At 64.8% G+C, this 25411-nt stretch carries 17 protein-coding genes and 2 pseudogenes; 16 read left to right on the forward strand and 3 right to left on the reverse strand.

Annotation, left to right across the window (positions count from 1 at the left end; translation table 11 throughout):
* The 4 genes from FJ950_RS19400 to minE all read left to right on the forward strand — a co-directional run bounded on the left by FJ950_RS19400 (nucleotide 1) and on the right by minE (nucleotide 4337).
* On the forward strand, nucleotides 1–2058 hold the full coding sequence (locus FJ950_RS19400) for a response regulator (RefSeq protein ID WP_140617981.1): 2058 nt from the start codon (nucleotides 1–3) through the stop codon (nucleotides 2056–2058).
* A gap of 160 nt (nucleotides 2059–2218) precedes the next feature.
* The gene (gene minC / locus FJ950_RS19405; protein ID WP_140617982.1) at nucleotides 2219–3082 is read left to right on the forward strand and encodes a septum site-determining protein MinC; all 864 of its coding nucleotides are present in this window, start codon (nucleotides 2219–2221) and stop codon (nucleotides 3080–3082) included.
* A 170-nt stretch (nucleotides 3083–3252) separates the two neighbouring features.
* The gene (minD, locus tag FJ950_RS19410) at nucleotides 3253–4068 is read left to right on the forward strand and encodes a septum site-determining protein MinD (RefSeq protein WP_015316922.1); all 816 of its coding nucleotides are present in this window, start codon (nucleotides 3253–3255) and stop codon (nucleotides 4066–4068) included.
* Nucleotides 4065–4337: a cell division topological specificity factor MinE gene (gene minE, locus FJ950_RS19415; protein WP_015316923.1), complete on the forward strand. Its 273-nt coding sequence runs from the start codon at nucleotides 4065–4067 to the stop codon at nucleotides 4335–4337. Before minD ends, minE begins: the two co-directional genes overlap by 4 nt.
* A gap of 84 nt (nucleotides 4338–4421) precedes the next feature.
* On the opposite strand, the gene FJ950_RS19420 is transcribed toward minE, so the two are convergent.
* Nucleotides 4422–5012, reverse strand: a complete 591-nt coding sequence (locus FJ950_RS19420; RefSeq protein ID WP_246681348.1) for a sulfotransferase family protein — start codon at nucleotides 5010–5012, stop codon at nucleotides 4422–4424.
* A 283-nt stretch (nucleotides 5013–5295) separates the two neighbouring features.
* Here FJ950_RS19420 and FJ950_RS19425 point away from each other — a divergent pair, with 283 nt between their 5' ends.
* On the forward strand, nucleotides 5296–6756 hold the full coding sequence (locus tag FJ950_RS19425; protein WP_140617983.1) for a hypothetical protein: 1461 nt from the start codon (nucleotides 5296–5298) through the stop codon (nucleotides 6754–6756).
* 75 nt (nucleotides 6757–6831) lie between these two features.
* Here the strand turns inward: FJ950_RS19425 and FJ950_RS19430 are convergent, their stop codons facing one another.
* Both FJ950_RS19430 and FJ950_RS19435 read right to left on the reverse strand, forming a co-directional pair.
* Entirely contained in the window at nucleotides 6832–8073 is a 1242-nt protein-coding gene (locus FJ950_RS19430) for an ATP-binding protein (protein ID WP_140617984.1), read from the reverse strand.
* On the reverse strand, nucleotides 8070–8798 hold the full coding sequence (locus FJ950_RS19435; RefSeq protein ID WP_140617985.1) for a response regulator transcription factor: 729 nt from the start codon (nucleotides 8796–8798) through the stop codon (nucleotides 8070–8072). The genes FJ950_RS19430 and FJ950_RS19435 overlap by 4 nt, the downstream gene beginning before the upstream one ends.
* Before the next feature lie 220 nt (nucleotides 8799–9018).
* On the opposite strand from FJ950_RS19435, the gene FJ950_RS19440 reads away from it, so the two are divergent.
* The 11 genes and pseudogenes from FJ950_RS19440 (at nucleotide 9019) to FJ950_RS19495 (ending at nucleotide 25399) form a co-directional block, all read left to right on the forward strand.
* On the forward strand, nucleotides 9019–9720 hold the full coding sequence (locus tag FJ950_RS19440; protein WP_140617986.1) for a hypothetical protein: 702 nt from the start codon (nucleotides 9019–9021) through the stop codon (nucleotides 9718–9720).
* Nucleotides 9721–9823: 103 nt separating this feature from the next.
* The gene (locus FJ950_RS19445) at nucleotides 9824–10054 is read left to right on the forward strand and encodes a hypothetical protein (RefSeq protein WP_224527071.1); all 231 of its coding nucleotides are present in this window, start codon (nucleotides 9824–9826) and stop codon (nucleotides 10052–10054) included.
* 278 nt (nucleotides 10055–10332) lie between these two features.
* Nucleotides 10333–11607, forward strand: coding sequence for an efflux RND transporter periplasmic adaptor subunit (locus tag FJ950_RS19450; protein WP_140617987.1), 1275 nt, complete (start codon nucleotides 10333–10335; stop codon nucleotides 11605–11607).
* A 4-nt stretch (nucleotides 11608–11611) separates the two neighbouring features.
* A complete protein-coding gene (locus tag FJ950_RS19455; RefSeq protein WP_140617988.1) occupies nucleotides 11612–14767 on the forward strand; it encodes an efflux RND transporter permease subunit in 3156 nt (1051 codons plus the stop codon).
* A gap of 11 nt (nucleotides 14768–14778) precedes the next feature.
* Nucleotides 14779–15442, forward strand: a pseudogene (locus tag FJ950_RS19460) (TolC family protein); the annotation flags it as partial.
* A 1328-nt stretch (nucleotides 15443–16770) separates the two neighbouring features.
* Entirely contained in the window at nucleotides 16771–19203 is a 2433-nt protein-coding gene (locus FJ950_RS19470) for a hypothetical protein (RefSeq protein WP_181171330.1), read from the forward strand.
* 98 nt (nucleotides 19204–19301) lie between these two features.
* Entirely contained in the window at nucleotides 19302–21323 is a 2022-nt protein-coding gene (locus tag FJ950_RS19475; RefSeq protein ID WP_140617991.1) for a type I secretion system permease/ATPase, read from the forward strand.
* Nucleotides 21324–21334: 11 nt separating this feature from the next.
* On the forward strand, nucleotides 21335–22630 hold the full coding sequence (locus FJ950_RS19480) for an HlyD family type I secretion periplasmic adaptor subunit (RefSeq protein WP_140792427.1): 1296 nt from the start codon (nucleotides 21335–21337) through the stop codon (nucleotides 22628–22630).
* Nucleotides 22631–22652: 22 nt separating this feature from the next.
* Entirely contained in the window at nucleotides 22653–22802 is a 150-nt protein-coding gene (locus FJ950_RS29560; RefSeq protein ID WP_181171332.1) for a hypothetical protein, read from the forward strand.
* 230 nt (nucleotides 22803–23032) lie between these two features.
* A pseudogene (locus tag FJ950_RS19485) lies at nucleotides 23033–24104 on the forward strand (histidine kinase dimerization/phosphoacceptor domain -containing protein).
* Nucleotides 24105–24517: 413 nt separating this feature from the next.
* Nucleotides 24518–25399 (forward strand): DMT family transporter, encoded by an 882-nt coding sequence (locus FJ950_RS19495; RefSeq protein WP_140618081.1) that lies wholly within the window; start codon nucleotides 24518–24520, stop codon nucleotides 25397–25399.
* Nucleotides 25400–25411: the final 12 nt, after the last annotated feature.

Consider the following 25411-nt stretch of genomic DNA (forward strand, 5'->3'; position numbering starts at 1 on the left):
ATGGCGGCGATGGAAGCAGAAAGCAGCGAACCGTTCGACAAGCTGGGGCCGGTTCGCGTTCTGGCTGTCGACGACGACGCGCGAAATCTCCTTGCTATTGAGGAGGCACTTGACGGGGTCGGGCAGGTGATTTGCGCCCAGTCGGGCGACGAGGCGCTGCGCTTTCTGCTCAAGGACGACTTCGCCGTCATTCTGCTGGATGTGCTGATGCCCGGTCTCGACGGCTACGAAACCGCTTCGCTGATCCGGAGGCGCGAACGTTCGAACGCCACGCCGATCATCTTCCTGACCGCCATCAACAAGGAAGAAGCACATATGTTGCGCGGCTATGACGCCGGCGCGGTGGATTATCTGTTCAAGCCATTCGACCCGTCGATGCTGCGGTCCAAGGTCATGGTCTTCGTCGATCTCTATGAAAAGACGAGGGAAATCGAACGGAATGCTGCCAGGGAGCAACTGCTGCTTGAGCGAGCGCTGAAGGCGACCTCCGACAAGCTCGACGCCGAGCGGGCGCTGCGGCATTCCGAGGCCCGGCAGGAGGCGATCCTCGCTTCGCTGCCGATCTGTTTTCACGCCCGCGCGGCCGAGGCGCCATTCGCCGCAAGCTATGTTTCCAAGGGGGTCGAGCGGTTGACGGGATTTTCTCCGGACCGGTTCATGGCGGATCAAGATTTCGGCATCAGCCGGGTCCATCCGGCTGATAGGGACGCGGTGACAAGATCGCTTTCGGCCGCCCACGAGACCGGCTCTTATGCGTGCGAGTTCCGCTGGCGATGCGCCAATGAGGAATACCGGATATTCCTCGACCAGGGAGTGGTCGCCAGGGATGGCGCCGGGCTCGAACTGCTGGGCACCATGCAGGACATCACCGAGCAGCGCCATCTGGAAAGCCAATTGCTGCAATCGCAGCGGCTCGATGCGATCGGCAAGCTGACCGGCGGACTTGCCCACGATTTCAACAATCTGCTTGCGGCGATTCTCTCCGGGCTGAGCCTGCTGGAAAGGCAAGTGAGCCTCGACGGCAAGGCGGCCCAGGTTCTCGACATGACGCGCCGCTCCGCTTCCCAGGGCAAGGACCTCATCCAGCGCATGCTCGCCTTTTCAAGGCGCCAGGATCTGAAACCGGTTGCCGTGCGGATGTCGAGCCTGGGAGACACGATGACCGGCCTTGTGGCGCCGATCCTGGGCGGCCTGGTGCGCTTCGACTGGCATGTCGGTGACGACATATGGCCGGTGCATGCGGACCCGGCGCAGCTTGAGCTTGCTTTGATGAACCTGGTCTTCAATGCCCGCGACGCGATGCCTTCCGGCGGGACAATCTGCGTCAGGGCCCACAATCGCAGCGTCGGCCATTCCGGCCAGGGGCTTGCCGCGGGCGACTATGTCAGGCTTGCGGTCGAGGACACCGGGACAGGTATCGCCGCGGATGTCATCAGCAAGGTGATCGAGCCGTTCTTCACGACAAAGCCGATCGGGAAGGGCACGGGTCTGGGCCTCAGCACTGTCTATGGTTTCGCCAAGCAGTCGGGTGGCACGCTCAGGATTGACAGCGAGCTTGGCCACGGCACCACCATGGAGCTCTGGCTGCCCCGTTCACGCGAGGCGCAAGACGTTACCGCCAGGGATGAGCTCGTTTTCGAAGCCAGTGCCGCCAACAATGCCGGCACGGACCTCCCGACGGCGGTTGAGGATCAGTTGCCGACTGTTCTGCTCGTCGACGACAGTCAATCCCTGCGGGAGTTGACGGCGATGTCGCTGCGGCAATCGGGTTTCGACGTGACGGCGTTTTCCGGCGGCGCCCAGGCACTGGCCGCCATCGAAAAGGAACCGGACCGTTTCGACGTCATCGTAACCGACTTCGCCATGCCGCTCATTTCGGGCATCGACGTCATCCGCTTCGCCCGAAGCCTGCGCGCGGATTGGCCGGCACTCATCGTCACGGGCTACGCCGATGCCGAGAAGATCTCGGACCGCCCTCACGACGTGGCGTTGATCAGCAAGCCCTTCGAAGATGCTCACCTGGTAGCAGCCATTCGATCAGCTTCGCGCCGCCGCTGAAGGCCGTGGTTCGTGGGGAGCCGCACTTGTCGTCGATCCTTGGAGGGCGCTTAGCCGACCTCCCAATTTCTCGCACCAGCTGCCGAGTTGCCTCTTGCCGTTAACCATTCGTTAACCATTAACCCCCTAGCGTTTACCTCTCAGTAAGGATTCGCTGGCCGTGACCTTTGCCGCCCCCCTCGAAACAAAATCCATTCGTTTTCGCGCCCGTTCTTTCGTGGCCTTTACGCTCACGCCGGAGGCGCCGATTTCCGCCTGGCTGGAGGAGCTGGATCACTGGATCGGCAATTCGCCGGGGTATTTTGCGGGACGGCCGGTGGTGCTCGATCTGAACGTGCTGAAGCCCGAAATCGCCGACATCGGGCTGCTGGTTGCTTCGCTCGGTGCGCGAGGCATCCGGGTCTATGCGATAGAGCTTGAAGGCGCCTCGCTCGGGCTTGACCTGCCGCCGTTGCTTAGCGGCGCCAAGGAGGCCACCACGGATGGCCTGCTGTCGCAGCCCGGCCGCAAGGGCAAGGCGGAGGCGGCTGATGAAGCCGGCAAGCTGGAAACGGTGTTTTCGGATCGCGGCAAGGATGCCGGCAAGGCCGGCGAAGTCAAGGCAGGCGAGGGCAAGGCCGGCGAAGCCAGGGCCGAGGCGGGCAAGGGCAAGGCAGCCAAGGCCGCGGAAGCAGGCGCGATCGAAACGGTCCAGGCCGGCACGCTGATGGTCAAGTCGCCGATCCGCTCGGGTCAGTCGATCTTCCATCCGCATGGCGATGTCATCGTTTTGGGCTCGGTCGCGTCCGGCTCCGAAATCATCGCGGCGGGCTCTATCCATGTCTATGGCACCTTACGCGGCCGCGCCATCGCCGGCTCGCAGGGCAACCGCTCGGCACGTATCTTCTGCCGCAAGAACGAGGCGGAGCTGATTTCGGTCGACGGCTGGTACACCACCGCCGAAGAGATGGAAGGCGTCTCGCGCGGCAAGGCCGTGCAGGCCTTCCTCGAAGGCGACATGCTCGCCGTCGTGCCGCTGAACTAGGGCGGCGCGATGCTGACGCCCTGCTTCACGGTTCCGGCCCGGACAAGCGCCGAGGCACCATCGCCGCGCGCAAGCCTCGGACCGGTTTGGGATGGCATGATGGCAGGCTCTGACAACAGCCGTGCGGCGCACGGCACAACGAACGACAACAGGCAACGGAGGCTTTTTCCATGGGCAAGGTAGTGGTCGTCACATCGGGCAAGGGGGGCGTCGGCAAGACCACCTCGACGGCCGCGCTGGGTGCCGCGGTCGCCAAGACCGGCAAGAAGGTGGCGCTGGTCGATTTCGATGTCGGCCTGCGCAATCTCGACCTGATCATGGGCGCCGAGCGGCGCGTCGTGTTCGACCTCGTCAACGTCATCCAGGGTCAGGCCAAGCTGTCGCAGGCACTGATCCGCGACAAGCGCGTCGACACGCTGTTCCTGCTGCCGGCGTCGCAGACGCGGGACAAGGACGCGCTGACCGAGGACGGCGTCGGCGAAGTGATCGACAAGCTGCGTTCGGTCTTCGACTATGTCTTCTGCGACAGCCCGGCCGGCATCGAGCGCGGCGCGCAGCTCGCCATGCGCTTTGCCGACGAGGCCGTCATCGTCACCAATCCGGAAGTGTCGTCGGTGCGCGATTCCGACCGCATCATCGGTCTGCTCGACGCCCGCACCATGCGCGCCGAACAGGGCGAGCAGATCGCCAAGCATGTGCTGGTCACGCGCTATGACGCGGCGCGCGCCGCGCGGGGAGAAATGCTCTCGATCGACGACGTACTGGAAATCCTGTCGGTGCCGCTGCTCGGCATCATCCCGGAAAGCCAGGATGTGCTGCGCGCCTCCAACCTCGGTTCGCCGGTGACGCTGTCGGAACCGCTCAACAACGCCGCCAAGGCCTATCTCGAAGCGGCACGGCGGCTTGAAGGCGAAGACTTGCCGGTGGTGGTGCCCTTCGAACGCAAGGGTTTCCTCGACCGTCTGCTCGGAAGGAGGGCCGCATGAGCATCCTCGACCTCTTCAAGCGGCGCACCAGCGCGCCGGTGGCGCGCGAGCGGCTGCAGGTGTTGCTCGCCTATGAGCGCCGCAGCCGTGGCCAGCCCGACCTCGTCTCCATTCTGCGGGAGGAGATCATGGCTGTGATCGCCAAGCATGTGCAGATCGACCAGGACTATCTCCAGGTCTCAATGGAGCGGGGTGAGACCATGTCGACGCTGGAAATCGACATCCAGATCCCCAACAAGAGCGCCGTGCCGCTGGCCATGGCGGGGTAAAAACGGTGCGCCTTTTCCTCGCCCCGCTCCACAGGGGGCGAGGAACCCGGATTGCCGGGCCGGCACCGCCGGTTTTCGTCCAGATCAGTTCAGCGAAAATCTCGACCTGAAGCCCGCGGCGCTGTTGCGATTGGGATAATCCTGATCCGGTATCGCAACGCCCAGATGAGTGCACAGCGGTTCCCAACCGTCGCCAAGAGCGTGGACCAGCAGCCGCTCCCGTCGCACTTCGGCGTACACCGCACGGACATTGGCCTCGTAGCAGGCAATGGCATGCGCTCGATCGCCGGGCCGGCCGCCGAACACCTGCCTGGCGATCAGGGCGAGGCCCAGCGATTCTTGATCGACGCTTTGCTCAAGTCCCGTCGCGATCGTTTTTTCAAAACTCTCCCACCAGCTTTCGGCCGAGCGGTAGGTCAGGATCACCCTGGCATTCGGATAGAATTCGATCAGGTCGCGCCAGTAGTACGCCGAAGGCCAGTCTAAACAGGAGACATAGCCCGACAGCAGCTGGTTCCAGTCCGGCGCGGCACCTTGGGCCAGCGCACGCCACATCCGTTTCTGCTCCTCGTTGCCGATCACTTCATGCATGTGATGACAGGGGCCGTAGCCGAGAATGGCCAGCGCCTCGCGCATCGAATCCGTGCCCGTTCGGCCAAAGCCGGTTCCGATCACCTTGATCGACATCTCCATCCCCTCCCGTTCGACCTGCAAGCCGTTTGCTGGCAGCATATCAGGCTGCACACCGAATATGCACGAGAAGCGTTGACATCGCCGCGAACGCTACGGTCTGTGCCAGCCCGGGACCCGGCACTGGCTGTCGCGGCGGTGCAAATCCCCAAATGTCTGAAATTTACATTTCCCTAGGGGGGCTTCCCCTGCGGAATAAGCGGATGTAAGGATACATATTAGCAGTTTGTTAAATATCTGGTTTTCTTTGCGTAAGAGGGAGTTCCGTATGAACTTCAAGAGCCTGATCAAGCGTGCTGAAGACGTAGACGATGCACTCCAGGAATTGCAGGACGATCTGGCGGACGCCCTGGATGCCAGCCTCGACAGCGAATTCGAGGCACCGCCACAGGGCGTCGATGTCCCCGATGACGCGCCGACCGTCTCGCCACCCCAGGCCGATGCGGCGCAAGCGGAGGGCGCGGACAATCCGGACGCCGCGGGCAACGCCGACGCCGCCGAAACCACGCCACGACTGACGCCCCATGCCCAGACCCGGCTCGCGGCGTTGAACGCCTTCGAAGGAATGTTCCACGACGCCAGGGATTATCTGGATGAGATCAACGGCAAATTGTCGGAAATCTCGACCTCGCATCATCTGACGCGCGAATTCCTCAACATCCTCCACACCGACATTCTTCGCGCCAACGAGCTGGAGCTCGCAAATGCCGGCCTGATCGCCGAGCAAAGAGCGCTGTCGGAAAAGCTGCACGACACGGCGGCGAAGCTGCGCGAGCGTGACAGCACGTGCGAAGTGCTGCAGCAGCGCGAGACAGACCTGGTCCAGGACCGGGACGCGCTTCGCACAGCGCTCGCGGCGGCAAGGCTCGATCTCGCCGAGATGGGCAATGCCAGCGCCAAACGCGACGCGGAATTCGGCGACATCGCCAACCGGCTGACCGCCAGGACGGTCGAGGCCAACAGGCGCTTGCGCGAGAGCAAGATGCTGCGGGAAAAACATGTCAGCCTGTCGGTCGAACTCGACAAGGTGCTGAAGCGGGAGAGCCATGCGCGCCACAGGCTGGACGAGCTTTCGGCAGTCCACGCCAGCGAAGCGGCGCGCCTTGCCGAACTGATGGCGGCGCTCGGCAAGAGCGAGAAAGAGGAGATCCGGCTGCAGAAGGCGCTCGAGGCCACACAGGCGAAGCTGGCGGAAAAGACCGAAACGGCCAGCCTGATGGAAGGCGACTGGGAAGCCGAACGGGCTCGCGGCCAGACGGAGATGCGCGGATTGCGGTCCGAGATCCAAGATCTGGAATCGCGGCTGGAGCGGGCCTCGAACGAGAACAGTGCGGCCGCCGCCGAAATCGCCAGGCTCAAGACCGACCTGGACGACGCAGTGGCCGAAAAGAAAATCGCCGATGAAAGGTTGTCCGCGCTCACCGACGAGAACGAAGCCGACAAGCTGAGTCTTTCGAAAGCGAACGCCAATCTTTCGCAACTTGCGCTGCAACAGGCATCGGAGGACATACAACGGGATGTCCAGCGGCAGGAATGCGAGGATCTGCGGGCAGAAATCGCGTCGCTCAATGCCCGGATCAAGGAATTGCTGCCCTACGAGCGGCTCCACAAGGCGACCAACGGCAAATCGCGCGAGGGCGAGGTGGTGGAGATAGCCGCCGTAGTGGCCGAGAAAGCCCGTGCAACGGGCAGGCGTCCCATCCGCAGGAATCTGCGCGCCACGTCGTAGCGCGCTTCGCAGGCCTCGTTGCTTGGCAGTCCCCGCATTGGGCTGCCTTTCGCGATGTGGACGGGCCTAACCCAATCACACCGCCGCGAACACCACCGTCTGCGCCAGCCCGCCGCCCTGGCGGTTCTCCAGCGTCACGGTGCCGCCGTAGCGCTCGATGATCTCCTTGGCGATGGCGAGGCCGAGGCCGGCGCCTGGAATGGATTGCTGGCGGCCGGGGTCGACGCGGAAGAAGGGCTCGAAGGCCTTGTTGATGAGGTCGGGCGGAATGCCCGGGCCGACGTCCGATATGGAGAGCACGGCGCGCCTGTCGGCGAGGTCGAGCGCGATCGTGCAGGCCTTGCCGTGGGTGGCGGCGTTGACGACCAGATTGCGCAGGGCGCGGCGCAGGCCGAGCGCGCCGGCGCGGACCGCAACCCTGTCCAGATGCCCGATCGAGACGGAATGGCCGAGCGTGACCATCTCGGCAGATATGTCGCGCACCATCTTTTCAAGGTCGAGCGGTTCGACGGCATCCTGGTTCACCTCCTCGCGCACCAGGCGGATGGCGCTGTCGGCGATGCGGTCGAGCTCGTCGAGGTCGTGCAGCCACTTGTCGCGCTCCTCGTCGAGGAATTCGGCGCGCAGCCGCATGCGCGTCATCGGCGTGCGCAGATCGTGGCCGGCGGCGGCCACCAGCCGCATGCGGCTTTCCATGGCGGTCTTCAGCCTGGACGAGAGCTGGTTCAGTGCGTGCGCCGTGGCCTTGACCTCGGCCGAGCCCACCTCCGGCACCGGCGCCAGCACGCCGTCCCTGCCGATCTTGGAGACGGTGGCCTCCAGCATTTCGAGCGGCCGGATCAGCACCGAGGTGAAATAGACAGAGACTGCGGTGGCGCCGGCCACGATCAGCGAGATCCAGCCGGCCAGAACCAGCCATTCGCGCCTGGGCGGGTCGATATGTGCTATTTCGAGGATCGCCCACCGGCTGTCGGGCAGGCGCATCGAGGCACGTTGGCTGGGTTCACCCGGTTTGTCGCTGACGATGGCCAGCACGTCGAAGCCGCGGCGGCGCAGCAGATCATTGAGCATCGCCGTCTCCTGCCGGTCCACCTTGCCATCCGCCGGCCGGTCGCTGAATTGCACCCGCAGCACATCGGGTATGGGCCCCGGCAGCAGCCGCACCACGAGTTCCATCTGCTGGGCAACCCAGGGCACGACGAGTTCCGGCGGCGGCCCGCCGCCGCGCACGCTGAGGACCGCCGCCGTCGCCAGGCCGACGACGCCGACGATAGAGGCGACCAGCAACAGGATGAGGCGGCGGCGCAGCGAGTTCACGCCTGCGCCTCCACCGTCTCGACGCGCGCGGTCAGCTGGTAGCCGCCATTGCGCACCGTCTTGAACAGCGGCCCGTCGCCGGTGTCGGTGAATTTGCGGCGCAGCCGGCTCATCAGCACGTCGACCGAGCGTTCGAGCGGGTCGCGTTCGCGGCCTTGTGTGAGATCAAGCAGCTGGTCGCGCGAAAGCAGCCGGCCGGGGCGGTCGAGGAACACCTGCAACAGGTCGAATTCGGCGCCGGTGAGATCGACAGCCGCGCCCTGCGCATCCGTCACCTTGCGGGTGTCCGGCTCCAGCCTGTAGCTGGCGAAGCGGTAGGCGCGGGGCGGAGGCGCGGGCGCCGCTTCTTCCGGCGTCGAGCGCCTGAGCACGGCGCGGATGCGGGCGGTGAGCTCGCGGGGGTTGAACGGCTTGCCGAGATAGTCGTCGGCGCCGAGTTCCAGCCCGATGATGCGGTCGACATCCTCCTTCAGCGCCGTCAGCAGGATGACGGGAATATGCGGCTTGCGATCGCGCAAGCCCCGGCAGATGTCGAGCCCCGAACCATCCGGCAGCATGACGTCGAGCACGGCCAGGTCGAACTGGCCAGTGGCCAGCTTCTGCTCGCATTCGCGCCTGTCGGCCGCTACCGAGACGCGAAAACCCTGGCCGTCGAGATAGCGCCCGAGCAGCGTGCGGATTTCGCGATCGTCGTCGACGACGAGGATGTGGGGTTGTGACTGCATTATCGTGCCCTTGCCCATGATCCCGGGTTTGTCCTGATTATAGGGAGCGCCCGTGCAAGCGGCATGGAAAATTGCAACCCAATGTTTCTGGCCGGGGGATGGCAACATTCGGAAACAAATTGCCCTTTTGCGGAAACCTTCGGCAACATGCCGACGCGAAGCAGACAAACACGCTTCCTATCCTCCTGACGTCCAAAGCATGGATGAAAGGAATACCGTCATGCGAAGCAGACTTCTTGCGCTCGGCCTGTTTTCCGCCGCCGCCATCCACCCCGCGCTGGCGGCGCAGCCCGACCCGGGCGCGGCGCCAGGCGGGCCGCCGCCTGCCATGGCAATGCAGGATGGAACGGACCATGGCTCGATGCCGCATCCTTCGCAAGGATGGGGTCCGCAAGGTTTTGGCCCGCACAGTTTCGGCCCGCAAGGCTTCGGCCCCCGCCGCGTGGGGCCGCCGCCGGAATTCATGCTGGCCGCCCGGCTCGCCGCGCTCGAAACACGCGTCGGCATCCGCAGCGAACAGCTCGACGCCTGGCGCGACTACACCAGCGCGCTGCAGGCGGTGCTTTCGCCACCGCGGCCGGACCGTGGTCCGGGTGGCACTGGCGGGCCTGGAGGGCCGGATGGCGGGCCGCAGGCGAAAGGCCCCGATGCAGGGCCGGCCGGCAAGCCCGATCCATTCGCCTTCCAGGAAAGGCTGGCAGACGACGTCACGGCGCGTGCGGCTTCGGCCGCCAAGCTGAAGGACGCGATCGCCGAGCTGCGCGCCAAGCTCACGCCTGAACAGCTCGAAATCCTCGTTTCGGCGGAACGCCCCCATGGACCACCCCCCGGTCCATGGGGCGGCCCGCCGAATGACGCAGTCGGTCCGGCAGGCCCGCCCAATGATGGCCCGATGCCGCCGCCCCAGCCCGGGAACGGCTGACAACCGACCGGCTGCGCCGGCCGGCCCCGGTACCCAACCCGTTCCCGGGCCGGCCGGGTTTGCTTCTCCGGGATGGCGGATCGCGCCTTCCCGGATTCACCCCATGCAACAAGGCACGACAATGTGGGAAGCCCTGATGCTGCTGCGGCTGATCGCATCGGCCAGCCCGAAATATTCGTTCGGCCGGCGCATCGATCATGCCGCAACGCCGCCGGCCTTGCCGGTCGACACGCTGCAAGGCGCGATCCGGCTGGAATTCGCCGCCTGGCGCCTGTCGCTGCCGATCTCGCGGCACGCCGATGGCCACGGAAATCATGACCGCAAGATCGCGTGAGACCTGGCAAGGCGCTTGGCATGTCGGTGCTGATCGGCATAATGGCGCGGAGGGCATCGCGGCCAGCCATCCGGTCCTCGGGTGCGCTCCAGCCACGAAGAAGGAGCGCGACATGAGCCGCTTCGAAGCACTGCTCGACGCCGCCCGCAAGTGGGCGCGACCCCTCGTCACGACATCGTCCGTCTCAAGCCTCACCTGCGACCGCCGGCGTTCGCCCTCGCTTTGTATTGGCCAACGCCCAGGCGGTCACCGCACCTCCAGCGAAAGATCATTCAGCCATGTCCATGCAGTCTAGGCAGTCCTCCCCGCCAGTTCGCCGGTTCGCGTCCTGGACGGCGCTTGCCGCGGCTCTTCTCCTGGCGGCCTGCTCACAAGAGGGCGGCAAGGCTCCCGCAGGCATGGGCGGCGTCGGCAAACCGGAAGTCGGCGTCGTCACGCTGCATCCGCAATCGGTGGCGATCACAGCCGAACTGTCGGGGCGCACGGCGGCCTCGCTGATCGCCGAGGTGCGTCCACAAGTGAACGGCATCATCCAGCAACGACTGTTCAAGGAAGGCAGCGAGGTGGCGGCGGGACAGCCGCTCTACCTCATCGACCCGGCGAGCTACAAGGCGGCTTATGACAGCGCGGTCGCGGCGCAGCAGAAGGCGGCGGCGGCGGTGCCTACCGCGCAGGCCAAGTTCGACAGATACGCCGGCCTGTTGAAGCAGAACGTTGTTTCCAAACAGGATTATGATGACGCCGCCGCCACGCTTGCGCAGGCGCAGGCGGATGTGGCTTCCGCCAAGGCGAGCGCCGAAACCGCGCGCATCAGCCTCGACCGCACCTCGATCACCGCGCCGATCGCAGGCCGCATCGACAAGTCCACGCTGACACCGGGCGCGCTGGTCACCGCCAACCAGGAGACGGTGCTGACCACGATCCGTTCGCTCGACCCGATCAATGTCGACGTCACGCAGTCGAGCACCAATTTGCTCAACCTGCGCCAGGCGATCTCGGAAGGGCGGCTGAAGTTCAGCGGCCCCAATGTCAGCGTCAAGCTGAAGCTCGAGAACGGCACCATCTACGCGCAGACCGGCAAGCTGGAATTCGCCGGCGCCAATGTCGACCAGACCACCGGCACGTTCGCGCTCAGGGCCGAGTTCCCCAACCCCGACCGCCTGCTTCTGCCGGGCATGTATGTGCGGGCGCTGGTCGAGGAGGGCGTTGCCCAGAACAGTTTTCTCGTGCCGCAGCGCGCCGTCACCCGCAACACGAAGGGTGAGGCGACGGCCATGGTCATCAATGCGCAGGGCAAGGTCGAGACGCGCGTGCTCGCCGTGCGCAACACCGTCGGCAACAGCTGGCTGGTCGACAGCGGCGTGGGCGATGGTGACCGTGTCATCGTCGAGGGCCTGCAGCTCGTGCGCCCCGGCGGCGATGCGACCGGCGTCGAAGTGACGATTGACGAGGCGACCGGTGAGATCAAGGATCGCGGCCAGACCTCCGCCTTGCCGGCCCCATCCAAGGTGGCCAGCACCGGCCGGCAACCCGCCGCGTCGACCGGGAACTGAGACGATGTCAGCATTTTTCATCAACCGGCCGATCTTCGCCTGGGTGATCGCCATCGTGATCATGCTGGGCGGTCTGCTCGCACTCACCACGCTGCCGATCTCGCAATATCCGCAGATCGCGCCGACCACGGTCAATATCAGCGCCACCTATCCGGGCGCGGACGCCCAGACGGTCGAGAACTCGGTGACCAAGGTCATCGAGCAAGGCATGACCGGCATCGACAACCTCGATTACATGACGGCGACGTCGACCTCGACCGGTTCTGCGTCGATCACGCTGACCTTCACCAGTTCGGCCGACCCCGACACCGCCCAGGTGCAGACGCAGAACAAGCTGCAGCTGGTGCAGTCGCAACTGCCGCAGGTAGTGCAGAGCAACGGCATCACCGTCTCCAAATCCTCGACCGGCTTCCTGATGGTCATCGGCTTCGTCTCCAGCGACGGCAAGATGAACTCGACCGACCTCGCCGACTATGTCGACGCCACCGTCAACGACACGCTGAAGCGCGTCGAAGGCGTGGGCTCGACGCAGCTCTTCGGCTCGGGCTATGCGATGCGGATCTGGCTCGACCCCGACAAGCTGGCCAAATACGCGCTGATGCCAAGCGACGTGGCGAGCGCCATCGAGGCGCAGAACACGCAGGTTTCGGCCGGCCAGCTCGGCGGTCTGCCGGCGCGCAAGGGCCAGCAGCTCAACGCCACGGTGACCGCCAAGAGCCGGCTGCAAACCGCCGAACAGTTCCGCAACATCATCCTGAAGAGCCAGACGGACGGCTCGCTGGTCCGCCTCAACGACGTCGCCACCGTCGAACTCGGCGCCGAAAGCTATACGACGCAAGCCAACTACAACGGCAAGCCGGCGGCGGGCGTCGCCGTCAACCTGGCGACCGGTGCCAACGCGATCAGCACCGCCGAAGCGGTGCGCTCGACGATAAACCGGCTGAGCTCGACCTTCCCGCAAGGCGTCGAGGTCGTCTATCCCTACGACACCTCGCCCTTCGTGCGGCTGTCGATCGAGGAGGTGGTCAAGACGCTGGCCGAGGCGATCGTGCTGGTGTTCCTGGTGATGTTCATCTTCCTGCAGAACTTGCGGGCGACGATCATCCCGACCATCGCGGTGCCGGTGGTGCTGCTGGGCACGTTCGGCGTGCTGTCGCTGTTCGGCTATTCGGTCAACACGCTGACCATGTTCGCCATGGTGCTGGCCATCGGCCTGCTCGTCGACGACGCCATCGTCGTGGTCGAGAATGTCGAACGCGTCATGCAGGAGGAAGATCTGTCGCCGAAAGAAGCGACGCGAAAATCGATGAACGAGATCACCGGCGCGCTGGTCGGCATCGCCACCGTGCTGTCAGCGGTGTTCGTGCCGATGGCCTTCTTCGGCGGCTCGACCGGCATCATCTACCGGCAGTTCTCGGTGACCATCGTCTCGGCCATGGTGCTGTCCGTGTTGGTGGCGCTGGTGCTGACGCCGGCATTGTGCGCCACGATCCTGCGGCGGCCGAAGGACCATGCCACGCAGACCGGTCCGTTCGGCTGGTTCAACAGGATGTTCGATCGCGGCACGACGGCCTATCGCGACGGCTCGCACGGCATCATCAACCGGTCGTGGCGATTTCTTGCCATCTTCCTCGCCATTGTCGTCGCCATGGGCTGGATGTTTGCGCGGTTGCCGAGCTCGTTCCTGCCGGAAGAAGACCAGGGCATCCTGATCACCAGCGTGCAATTGCCGGTCGGCGCCACGCAGGACCGCACGGAGCGCGTGCTGAAGCAAGTCACCGACCACTATCTCAACGACGAAAAGGACGCCGTCGACGGGGTCTTCACCGCGTCGGGCTTCGGCTTCGGCGGAGCCGGGCAGAATGTCGGCATCGGCTTCGTGCGGCTGAAGGATTTCGCCCAGCGCAAGTCGTCCGCAATGGCCGCGCAGGCGATCGCCGGCCGCGCCATGGGCGCGTTCTCCAAGATCAGGGATGCGCAGGTCTTCGCGCTGGCGCCCCCGGCCATCCAGGGTTTCGGCAACACCAACGGCTTCGATTTCTACCTGCAGGACGTCAATGGCGCCGGCCATGACGCGCTGATCCAGACGCGCAACCAGCTTCTGGCCTTGGCTGGGCAGAGCAAGGTGCTCGCAAACACGCGTCCCAACGGCCAGGAGGACCAGCCGCAATTCTCGGTCGACATCGACCAGGAGAAGGCGAGCGCGCTGGGCGTCAGCCTTGCCGACATCAACAACACGTTGTCCAGCGCCTGGGGCAGCGATTACGTCAACGACTTCATCGATCGGGGACGGGTGAAGCCGGTCTACATGCAATCGGACGCGAATTTCCGCATGCAGCCGGAGGATCTCGACAAATGGCAGGTCCGCAATTCAAGCGGCGCCATGGTGCCGTTCTCGGCCTTTGCCTCCAGCCACTGGACATTCGGTTCGCCCCGGCTCGAACGCTATAATGGTTCGGCCGCGGTCGAGATTCAGGGCGCGGCGGCAGCGGGCGTGAGCTCGGGTGCGGCGATGGACGAGATCGACAAACTCGTCGCGCAACTGCCGGCCGGCTATTCGCATGAATGGACCGGGCTGTCGCATCAGGAGCGGCTTTCGGGCAACCAGGCGATGTCGCTCTATGCGATCTCGGCCTTGGTCGTGTTCCTGTGCCTGGCCGCGCTCTATGAGAGCTGGTCGATCCCGTTCGCGGTGATGCTGTCGGTACCGATCGGCATCTTCGGCGCGCTGCTGGCGGCAAGCCTGTTCGGCCAGACCAACGACGTCTATTTCAAGGTCGGCCTGCTGACCACGATCGGCCTCGCCGCCAAGAACGCCATCCTGATCGTCGAGTTCGCCATCGAACGGCAGGCGGCCGGCATGGGGTTGGTGGAGGCAACGCTCGAGGCGGCGCGACAGCGGTTGCGGCCGATCCTGATGACGTCGCTGGCCTTCATCCTCGGCGTCACGCCGCTTGCGATCGCCAGCGGCGCCGGCTCGGGCGCGCAGAACTCCGTCGGCATCGGCGTGATGGGCGGCATGATCGCCGCGACCGTGATCGGTGTGTTCCTGGTGCCGCTGCTGTTCGTCACGGTGCGGCGCATCTTCAAGGGCAGGGTGGCCAAACCAGATCCCGGGCAGGATAAGGGCGAAACGCCGGTGACGGCCAACCAGCAGTAAGGGTTCTTCACATGAGAGGTTTTGAACGTGGCTCGGTGGCCGAGGCGGCCCCGTGCGCCTATTGTCGGCGCGGCCTTGCTCGCGGGATGCGTCGTCGGTCTGGATTACCGCACGCCCGACCTGCCGATACCGGCAAACTGGAGCGGTGAGAAGCCGACCAAGTCCGTCCAGCCGGCGCAGCTGTCGCAATGGTGGCAACGCCTGCGCGACCCGCAGCTCGACTCGCTTGTCGAGGAAGCAGTCGCCGGCAACCTCGATGTCGCCACGGCGAAGGCCAAGATCCGCGAAGCTCGCGCCGACTACCGCCAGAGCGCCGGCACGCTGTTCCCGTCAGCCGACGGCTCGGCATCGGCGACGCGCAACAGGACTGCTGCGGCCGGCGGCACCGCCAGCGATGCCTACAGCCAGTACCAGTCGGGCTTCGCCGCCAGTTGGGAACTCGACCTGTTCGGTGCCAACCGCCGGGGCGTCGAGGCCGCACGCCATGGTGTGGACGCCTCGCAGGAGGAACTGCGCTCGACGCTGCTGACGCTGGTCGGCGATGTCGCGTCCACTTACACGCAGGCCCGCGGCTACCAGGCGCGCATCGCGCTCGCCCGGCGTTCGGCCGTCTCGCAGCGGCAGACCGCTGAGCTCACCCGCACCATGGCGCAGGCGGGGTCGGCGATGGCGGCCTCATTCGCCTCCGATGCGGGCGTTCAGTCCAGTCTGGCCGGCGGCCAGTTGCAAAAGCTGAGCACGCGAGGCGATCTCCAACTTGCGGTAGATGTTGTTCATATGGATTTTCAGCGTGCCTTTCGAGATGCCGATATCGAGCGCGATCCGCCCGTATGGCTTGTCCGTGGCAACGAGCCGGGCAATCTCCATTTCCCGTCTGGTCAGCCGTGACGACAGCTTCTGCCATTTGATCCGGCGGGACGCCTCAATCTCGAGGGCTTCGCCGACAATTTCGGCAGGCAACCAGTGACCGCCGGAGGCAACCTGGTCAATGCATCTCAGCAGCGTGCCGACGGCGGACTCCTTCAGCACGATCCCGGCGACGCCAGCCATGACCACATCGTAAAGCTGGCCTTGTGACGCGCCAGCCGTCAGCATCACACAGCGTGTGGCCGGCGTTTCCTTGCCGAGTTCGACGGCAACGTCGAGCCCGCTGAACCCCGGCATGTTCAGATCGATCACCGCAATGTCGGGCAAGTCCTGCCTAATCCTGGTCACAGCGCTCCTGCCGTCCAGCGCCGAACCGACAACCCTATAGCCGGGCTCGCGGGCAATCAGGTCTCCCAGGCCGTGCAGGAGCAGCGGATGGTCGTCGACAATGAACACAGTGGTGACCATCTTCAGTCACGCTCCAACCCGATCAGGCTCGCACACCCTATGCGATAATCCATCCCGGCAGCAGCATCGTGCTTCCGATAAGAATTAGCAATTACTAATTAATGTCGATACGCTTCCAGCACCAAGGTGCGTGGTGCCGGATTGAAACAGGGCAGTTCCGAGGCGTCATTGCCAGTCCGCGATTTGATGAGATCATGGACCTGACCCAGCGATCCTCGTCTTTGAGAGTAAAACGCGGAAAGAATTTCACACAACTCGGCTAACGTTGTGAGTTTTTACTGAAATGACGATTACATTTAATGATGTCGGATTTTCATTTGCGCCTATAACCGCAGTTATATGGACGTGGCCATTGCAACCTGCAAAATATGGTTAGGGGATTGTTAAGACTCTGGCGGTCGATGTCGACCGCGTGAGTTTGAGGTATGGGGCTTGAGCGTGGCACGCAGTTCGACGGCACCTGTGTTCCGTCATCCAGCAACAGCTGGCGAAGCGAGTCCAGACTTCGCCGCCGCTCCCGGGCTTTCGTTCCAATTTCCCCTCTTCTTTTTACGAGACGATCGCTCGTCGGCATGCCGCGGGAGCCGGCGCTCGGAGCATGCAGTCAACCCTGGGGTGAACGGTGGCGGCTTGATCGCTGACCGGACGACAATGTGGAGGAAATGGTAATGGCGACAGATATCGGCGGCGGCGTCCTTCTCGAGGCGACGACGGAAGGTTCGGGAACCGGCAATTATGATTCGTTCCTGCGGCTGCAGGCGACAGGTGTCGAAGAGGGCTTCAACACCGATCAGAACGGCAACGTCGTCGACAACAAGGCGTCCTTCACCCACGACCTGCAATACAGCAACTTGCAGGCGATCACTGTCGACGGCGTCCAGTATATCGAGTTTCGGCTGGACCTGAACGAAAGCAACAATGATGTAAACGGTAACATCACGCTGACCGGGCTGGATATCTACATCTCCAATGCCGGAGCGACGCTTGCCGACTATAATGCTGACTTTGCAGGGTTCACCACCGTCTTCCACCTGACCGCCGACCAGTTGCTGATCGATTCCAATCATGGCTCGGGGACGGACGACTACCGCGTGCTCGTCCCGGTCAGCGACTTTACGGCGGCCGGTGTCTCGCCCGATTCCTATGTCACGCTGTCTTCGGGCTTCTCCGGAGCCAATGGCGGCTTCGAGGAGTGGCGCACCCTCACGACCCCCGGCACCGGCACTGATACGCCTGGAATAGGCATCGACAAGGTAACGGTCGACGGCACGGCGATCGGCGACGGGCTGAGCGTGCTCGCCGGCGATACGATCACCTGGCAATACACGGTCAGCAACACCGGCAATGTCGCCCTGTCGAACATTGTCGTCACCGACGACCACAATGACGTGGTCGTGACGGCGGTTCTCAGCGGCGGCTTCAACGTCGGCGACACCAACCATGACGGCAAGCTCGACACCACCGAGCACTGGAGCTTCATCGGCACGAGCACCGGCACGGCTGTCGTCGGCGATTACACCAATGTTGGCACGGTCACGGGCTCGGCCGGGGCAGTCAATGTCACCGACAGCGACGGCTCCAGCTATTTCGGCGCCGATCCCGAGATCAAGATCGACAAGGTGACGGTCGACGACGGGACCAAGGGCGACACTCTGACGATCCTGACCGGCGAGCCGATCTCGTGGGAATACACGGTGACCAATGTCGGCAACGTTGCCCTGTCGGGCGTCACGGTAACCGACAGCGACGCCGGCGTGACGCCGGGCGCGGTGCTTGGCGGTGGCCATGTCACCAACATCGGTGACGTCAACGACAACAACAAGCTCGACATCGGTGAAGTCTGGAAGTTCTCGGCAACCGGCACCGCCGTGACAGGCGCCTACAGCAACACCGGCACCGCCTCCGGCTCCTTCACCGATGATGCCAATCATACCGGCACCGACACGGCCACCGACGACTCCGGCTATTTCGGCGCCAATCCGCACATCACGCTCGACAAGAAGACCAACGCCGTCGACCACGGCCTCAACATCTTCCAGGGCCAAGCCGTGACCTGGACCTACGATGTCAAGAACGACGGCAATGTCGCGCTCGCCCATGTGGTCGTGACCGACGACAACGGCACCGCCGGCACCGGCGACGATTTCCATCCGACGGCGATCCTCAGCGGCGGCTTCAACAGCGGCGACACCAACCACGACAATCTGCTCGATATAAATGAGACCTGGCACTACCAGGCGACGGGCATCGCGCAGCTCGGCAGCTACTTCAACAATGCAACAGCCACCACCGACGCCTATGTCGACACGGCCGGACATTCGCGCACGCCGCTCGCCGCCGACAGCAGCGACTACGAAGGTTTCTCGAACAAGGCGCTGACACAAGGGTTCTGGGGCAGCCATTCCGATGCCTGGGACAATGTCGCCGGCAATGAGGGCAATCCCACTAAGAGCGCGGTGGCCAGCGGCGTCTTGTCCAGCCTTGACGTCAATCCGCGTAGCGACGGCTATCTGCTGCTCGGCGACAGCAACGGCGACGGCATTGCCAACGATGCGCACGACCTCCTGATTTCGACCTCGCTGGCCAAGGCCATCGAATCGAGTTCGGCGGGTGGCGATGCGCGCGTGATCATGCTGCAGCAGGCAATCGCCACCCAGCTCAACATCGACAACCATGTCGCTCAGCCCAACGACCTGATCGACGAGGCGGTGATGTGGCTGAAGGGTCAGGGGACCTGGGCCGGGCTCGGCGTCAATGTCGACGCCGACAACGATGGCGTCGTCGATCAGGTCGGCACCGCGCTGAAGGGGCCTGCGGTCAAGACAAACACGGTTGCCTGGACCAAATATGTCGACGTCACCGACGCGAGCTCCGGCATCGTCGACTGGAACGGCGGCAAGGAGGCCGACGGCGAGGGCCTGAAGAACGCGCTGATGTGGTTCAACCAGGGGCAACTGGTGACATCCGGGCCGGACGGGCATGTCGCTTGGTTCGACGGGACCAACATCATCGACGAGCATCCCAACACGCTCGATCAATTCTGGCTCACGCTGCATGAGGTGGCGCAGACTCAAGTGGGGGGCCTGACGGGGATCGCCTGAGGCAGGCTCCCGGCCTTCCGGTCGGGTGTCTTGCCGCAGCGCTGCTCGCATGAATTGGCATGGGAAGGGCCTCCACCATCTTCAAATCAGCGCAGGCCATGATCAGGTCCTTGGGTCTGGTTTTGATAGCCTGCGCCCTTTTTCTCGGGCTCGGCGGCGTGCTGACGGCATCGCAGGGCGTCTGGTTGCTGTGCCTGGCGCTGGCGATATCCGGCGCACTTCTGCTGTTTCGGGAACGCAATCCCTTTCGCGCTGAAGCCGGTCCGGACGCAGCCCCCGGCGTCACGGCGACGGCGCGAGATGCTGCCGGGCCCAGTACCCGGCAGCCCAACAACGCCCGGCAGCCCAACGCCAGACAACAGCAGGGATCGGAACTCGCGGCGGCGATCAGATCCTGCCGCTCGGCCTTCATCGCGATCGCGCTGTTCAGCGGCGTCCTCAACGTGCTGATGCTGTCCAGTTCGATCTACATGCTCGAGGTCTACGATCGCGTGCTGCCGAGCCGCAGCGTGCCGACGCTGATCGGCCTCAGCCTGCTTGTCGCCATCCTCTATGCCGGGCAAGGCGGGCTCGATTTCATCCGCGGCCGCATCCTGGTGCGCATCGGCGGTGCCCTCGACGAGGTGCTCGGCGCCCGCGTCTATTCCAGCGTCCTCAAGCTGCCGCTCAAGGTCGGCCGCAACGGCGACAGCATGCAGCCGGTGCGCGATCTCGACAGCGTGCGGACTTTCCTGTCGGGCACCGGCCCGACCGCGTTGTTCGATCTGCCGTGGCTGCCGCTCTATCTGGCCATCATTTTCATGTTCCACGTGCTTCTCGGCGTGACCGCCCTGATCGGCGCGATCGTGCTGGTGCTGTTGACCGTCTTTGCCGAGCGGCTGACGCGCAAGCCGGTCACATCAGGCACCCAGACCGGCATCATCCGCAACGGCCTGACCACGACCGGCAATCGCAATGCGGAAGTCATCGCGGCGCTCGGCATGGGCGGCCGGATGGCGAAACGATGGGAAGAGGCCAACCGCGACTATCTCGCCGAGCAGCGCAGCGTCAGCGACATCGCCGGCGGCTTCGGCGCCGTGTCCAAGGTGCTGCGTATGCTCCTGCAATCGGCCATGCTCGGCATTGGCGCCTGGCTGGTCATCGAGCAGCAGGCGACCGCGGGCATCATCATCACCGCATCGATCCTGAGCGGCCGCGCGCTGGCGCCCGTCGATCTGGTCATCGCCAACTGGAAGGGTTTCGTGACCGCGCGGCAGGGCTGGCAGCGGCTGACCAGGATTCTCGCCGCTTTGCCGGCCGACGCCGAGCCGATGGCCATGCCGGCGCCGAGCCGCCATGTCTTCATGCAGGGTGTCAGTGTTGCCGCACCCGGCACGCAGCGCCTTCTGGTGCAGGATGCCAGCTTTGCGCTGGAAGCGGGACACGCCGTCGGCATCATCGGCCAGAGTGGCTCAGGCAAGTCGACGTTGGTCAGGACGCTTGTCGGCGCTTGGCCGTCCGCCGCCGGCAGGGTGAGGCTCGACGGCGCCGACCTCGATCAGTGGTCGCCGGAGGATCGTGGCCGGTTCATCGGCTATCTGCCGCAGGACGTCGAGCTGTTTGCTGGCTCGATCGCCGAGAACATCGCGCGTTTCGAGCCCGGCGCCGATCCCGCATTGGTGATTGCCGCCGCCAGGGCCGCCGGCGCGCATGACCTCATCGTCGGTTTCCGTGATGGCTACGAAACACAGATCGGCGAACTCGGCGAAGCCGTCTCGGCGGGCCAGCGCCAGCGCATCGCGCTGGCCCGCGCGCTCTATCGCGACCCTTTCCTGGTGGTGCTCGACGAACCGAATTCCAACCTCGACGCCGAAGGCGAGCAGGCGCTGTTCCAGGCGATCTTTTCGGTGCGGCAGCGTGGCGGCATCGTCGTACTCGTGGCGCACCGGCCAAGCGCGCTCAGCACAGTAGATTTCATCCTCGCCATGAGCCAGGGCCGCGTCCAGGCGTTCGGCCTCAAGGACGATGTTCTGGCCAAGCTGTTTCCGCGGCCGCAACCGGCAGTGGCCGCCGTGCCGCACCTCAGGCTCGCCACCGAAGGGCCGGCGCCATCGCCTGGCGTGGCGGCGGCGGGCGAATGACGGGGGGAACGATGTCGAACGCTTCCCACCAATCCATCCGGCGCTACATGCACATGGGCCTCATCGCGGTCGCGATGCTGGTCGGCGGCGTCGGCGGCTGGGCCTCGCTGACGCGGATTTCGGGAGCGGTCATCGCGTCTGGGGTTCTCGTCGTCGATTCCCACGTCAAGGATGTGCAGCATTCGACCGGCGGCATCGTCGGCGAGATCTCGGCGCGTGACGGCGACCGCGTCAAGCGCGGGGCGCTGCTGGTGCGCCTCGACCCTACCGTGCCGGCGGCCAACCTCGCCGTCGTCACCAAGGCGCTCGATCAGCTGTCGGCACGCAAGGCGCGCCTCGAAGCCGAACGCCAGGGCTCCGACACCATCGTCTTTCCGCAAGATCTTTTCGATCGCCGCGCCAGTCCGGGGATCGCCGCGATGATGGCCGGCGAGCAACAGGTTTTCAAAACAAGGCGTGCGGGTCGTTCCGGCCAGAAGAGCCAGCTGCAGGAGCGCATCCTGCAGCTGCAGAAGGAGATTGGCGGCGACACGGCGCAGGTCGAAGCCAAGTCGCAGGAAATCACGCTCGTCGAGGAGGAACTGGCCAGCATACGCGCACTGTGGAAGAAGCGGCTGATCTCAATCGATCGCCTGACCGCCATGGAGCGCGAGTCGGCGCGGCTCGACGGCGAGCGCGGCCAGCTGACGGCGGCCCTGGCACAGGCCCAGGGCAAGATCGCCGAGATCAATTTGCAGGTCCTCCAGATCGACCTCGAACTCGGCACCGACGTCAACAAGGATTTGCGCGAGATCGACGGCAAGATCGGCGAGCTGACGGAACGAAAGATTGCCGCCGAGGACCAGCTCAGGCGCATCGACATCCGCGCGCCGCAGGACGGCGTCGTGCAGCAGTCCATCGCTCACACCATCGGCGGCGTGATAACCCCTGGCCAGACGATCATGCAGATCGTGCCCGATAGCGACAGCCTGACGGTCGAGGCCAAGATCGCGCCGAGCGACATCGACCAGCTCTGGGTCGGCCAGTCGGCGGCGCTGCGCTTCTCGGCCTTCAACCAGCGCACCACGCCGCAAATCAACGGCACGGTCGAACGGACCTCACCGGACACGACGACCGACCAGCGCACCGGCATCAGCTACTACACCGTTCGCATCGCAACCACGCATGCCGAGGTGGCACGCCTCGGCGAGGTCAAGCTGGTTCCCGGCATGCCGGTCGAATCCTTCATCAAGACCGCGGACCGGACCGTGATCTCCTATCTCGTCAAACCGCTGCAGGATCAGATCAGCCGCGCTTTCAGGGAATGAGCGGGATGTTCGGCATTCGCTGTTGCAGAGCCGCGTCCTTCTGGCGACCGACTACATCGCCCTCAACAAGGCGCTCGGCGGCGGCTGGGACGCCGCGGTCGACAGCGCCAGGCCCGAAATCGTCGACGGCAAGACCGGTCCGCGGCTGGCGAAGGTGGCCGGCCAGAGTTGACCGGTTCGGGTTCCTGCAGGGGTTCCAGGCTGGGGAACGCTTGCAATGCGATGCCATCATCGGGTGAATTATCTTGGCGACGGCCTGGATTTCACCATGGCGCTGCCGTTGCGCGGGACCAGGCCGGCGCGGGCCTAGTCCTGATGCCGGTGAAAGTGGCACTTTTGGCGATAGCTCGCGCATCGCTTCGCTGATATTGGTGGCGTCCAGAAAATTCCTGGATGCAAGAGATGACATCGAATTCAGATAAGGCGGAAACGGTCGAGCAGTTGCTGGAAACGCCCGACCTTGCCAGCGCGCTGGAAAGCGAACAGTTCAAGAAGTTCCTCGACCAGGTGCCGATTGCCATCGCCGTTTCGGACCTCGGCGGGCAGGAACGTGTCGTCTATGCCAATCCGGAGTTCGAGAAACTGTCGGGCCTGAAGGCGGCCAGCCTCGCCCAGAAGCATTGGGCGGCACTTTCCGGCATTGGCCTGCACCAGCAGAAGGACAGCGCGCTGTCCGATGCGGTGGTCGACGGGACCGATTTCGTCGGCACGTTCCGGCTCGAGCGGGCCGAGGACAAGCCTGCGATCGTCGACGTCTATTCCAACGTCATCGAGGATGACAATGGCAAGGCCTGCTTCCGGCTGGTGGCACTGGTCGACGTCTCGGCCCATGGCGAGACCGAAGATGCGCGCTCGATCGAGGAGCGCGTCCGCGAGAAAGACACGCTGCTGCGGGAATTGCAGCACCGGGTGAAGAACAATCTGCAGATGATCACCGCCCTGATCCGCCTCGAAACGCGCAATGCGACCGAGCCGGACCGGAAACGCTTCGAAAGACTGGCCGGCCGCGTCGACGCCTTGGCCATCCTCTATCAAACGCTATCGGGCGAGGAGCACAAGGAGGAGGTCGATCTCGGCGTCTATCTGAGCCAGATCGCGTCAGCCGTGATGAGTTCGCATGCTGTCGAGGGCATTCGCCTCGACATGAAGGTGGACACCTACCCGGTTTCGATCAACGTTGCCATGCCCACCGGCCTGGTGGTCAACGAATTGCTGACCAATGCACTTTCGCGGGCGTGACAGCGGGACGATCACGCTGCACAGCGTCGTGAACGGGGATGGCTGCCGCGTCGTCGTCGCCGATGACGGGATCGGGTTGCCGGAAGGCGAGAGCTGGCCCAAGCAAGGCAAACTCGGCGCGCTCATCGCACAATCGCTGACAGAGAACGCCAAGGCCGAGTTCGACGTGACTTCCAGCGCCGACGAAGGCACCCGGGTCACGATCGTGTTCAAGCGCTCCGCCGCCGCGGCCTAGGGCAATTCCAGGAAACCAACTGGTTAGGGCGGGTTCGGCGTTCTGCCAAATCCAGTCTGGAGCGGCGATCCTGCGCATGCTGCGCGACGACGGTCCGCAGTCGTGCCGAACTGGCGCGGCGCACGGCGCTTTCGCCCACCACGCTGACCGACTACGGCGCATCTGCTCAAGGCAGGGACCGTCGTCGAACTCAACCAGGCCGCCGCCAGCGACGCGTCCGTGGGCCGGCGGCCATCGGTGTAGCGCCGGTGCCCGATGCCCTGTCGGTGGCGGAATCGCCTTACGGCATCGACCGTTTCTGGCCGTGCCCCCATCGAGGCATCCGCGCTGTCTCACGACAGCCAGGCCGGTTCATCCTATTGCATTGCTGCCGGGCAGGTTTTCGCCTCGGGGCATGGAGGGATGAAGCACAAGTGACATCAATGCCGCTTGCCAGCCGCGAAGCCGCACCCTTGCCGGTCGCGGCGCTGATGGGGGCCATGGTGTCGATCCAGATCGGCGCCACCTTCGCCAAGACGCTGTTTCCGGTGATCGGCGCGCAAGGCACGACGACGCTCAGGCTGGTCATCGGCGCGCTGATGCTGATCGCGGTGCTGCGGCCCTGGCAGGTACGGCCCTCGCGCGCCACCATGCCGTGGCTCATCGCCTATGGGGTGACGCTGTGCGCGCTCAACCTTCTGTTCTACGCGGCACTTGCCAGGATCCCGCTTGGCGTCGCGGTGGCGCTGGAGTTTTCCGGTCCGCTGCTGGTGGCGACACTGACCTCTCGGCGGGCCAGCGACTTTGCCTGGATCGCACTTGCGGTCGCCGGCATCGTGCTGTTGTCGCCCTTCATCCACTCGCTCAAGCCGCTCGACCCGATCGGCGTGATGCTGGCGCTGGCGGCCGGCGGGTTCTGGGCGCTCTATATCGTTCTGGCGCAGAAGGCGGGCGCGGAACTCGGCACCCGCACCACCGCCTATGGCATGGCGATCGCCGCCCTGCTGGTGCTGCCCTTTGGCATTGCCGAGGCGGGAAGCGGCCTGCTCGCGCCGTCGATCCTGGTCAGCGCGCTGCTCGTCGGCCTGTTCTCGAGCGCGCTGCCGTTCTTCCTGGAGATGGTGGCGCTGACCCGCATGCCGGCGCGCATCTATGGCACGCTGACCTGCCTCGAGCCGGGGCTTGGCGCGCTGGCCGGGTTCCTGTTCCTGCGGGAAAGCCTGACAACGCCGCAACTGGCCGGCATCGCCGCCGTGATCGTGGCCGCCGCCGGCACCGCGCTGACCTCCAAGCCGCCGGTGCCGTCGCCGGAGTAGGGGGCGGACGCC

The organism is Mesorhizobium sp. B2-3-14 (assembly GCF_006442175.1).
GTDB classification, from domain to species: Bacteria; Pseudomonadota; Alphaproteobacteria; order Rhizobiales; family Rhizobiaceae; genus Mesorhizobium; species Mesorhizobium australicum.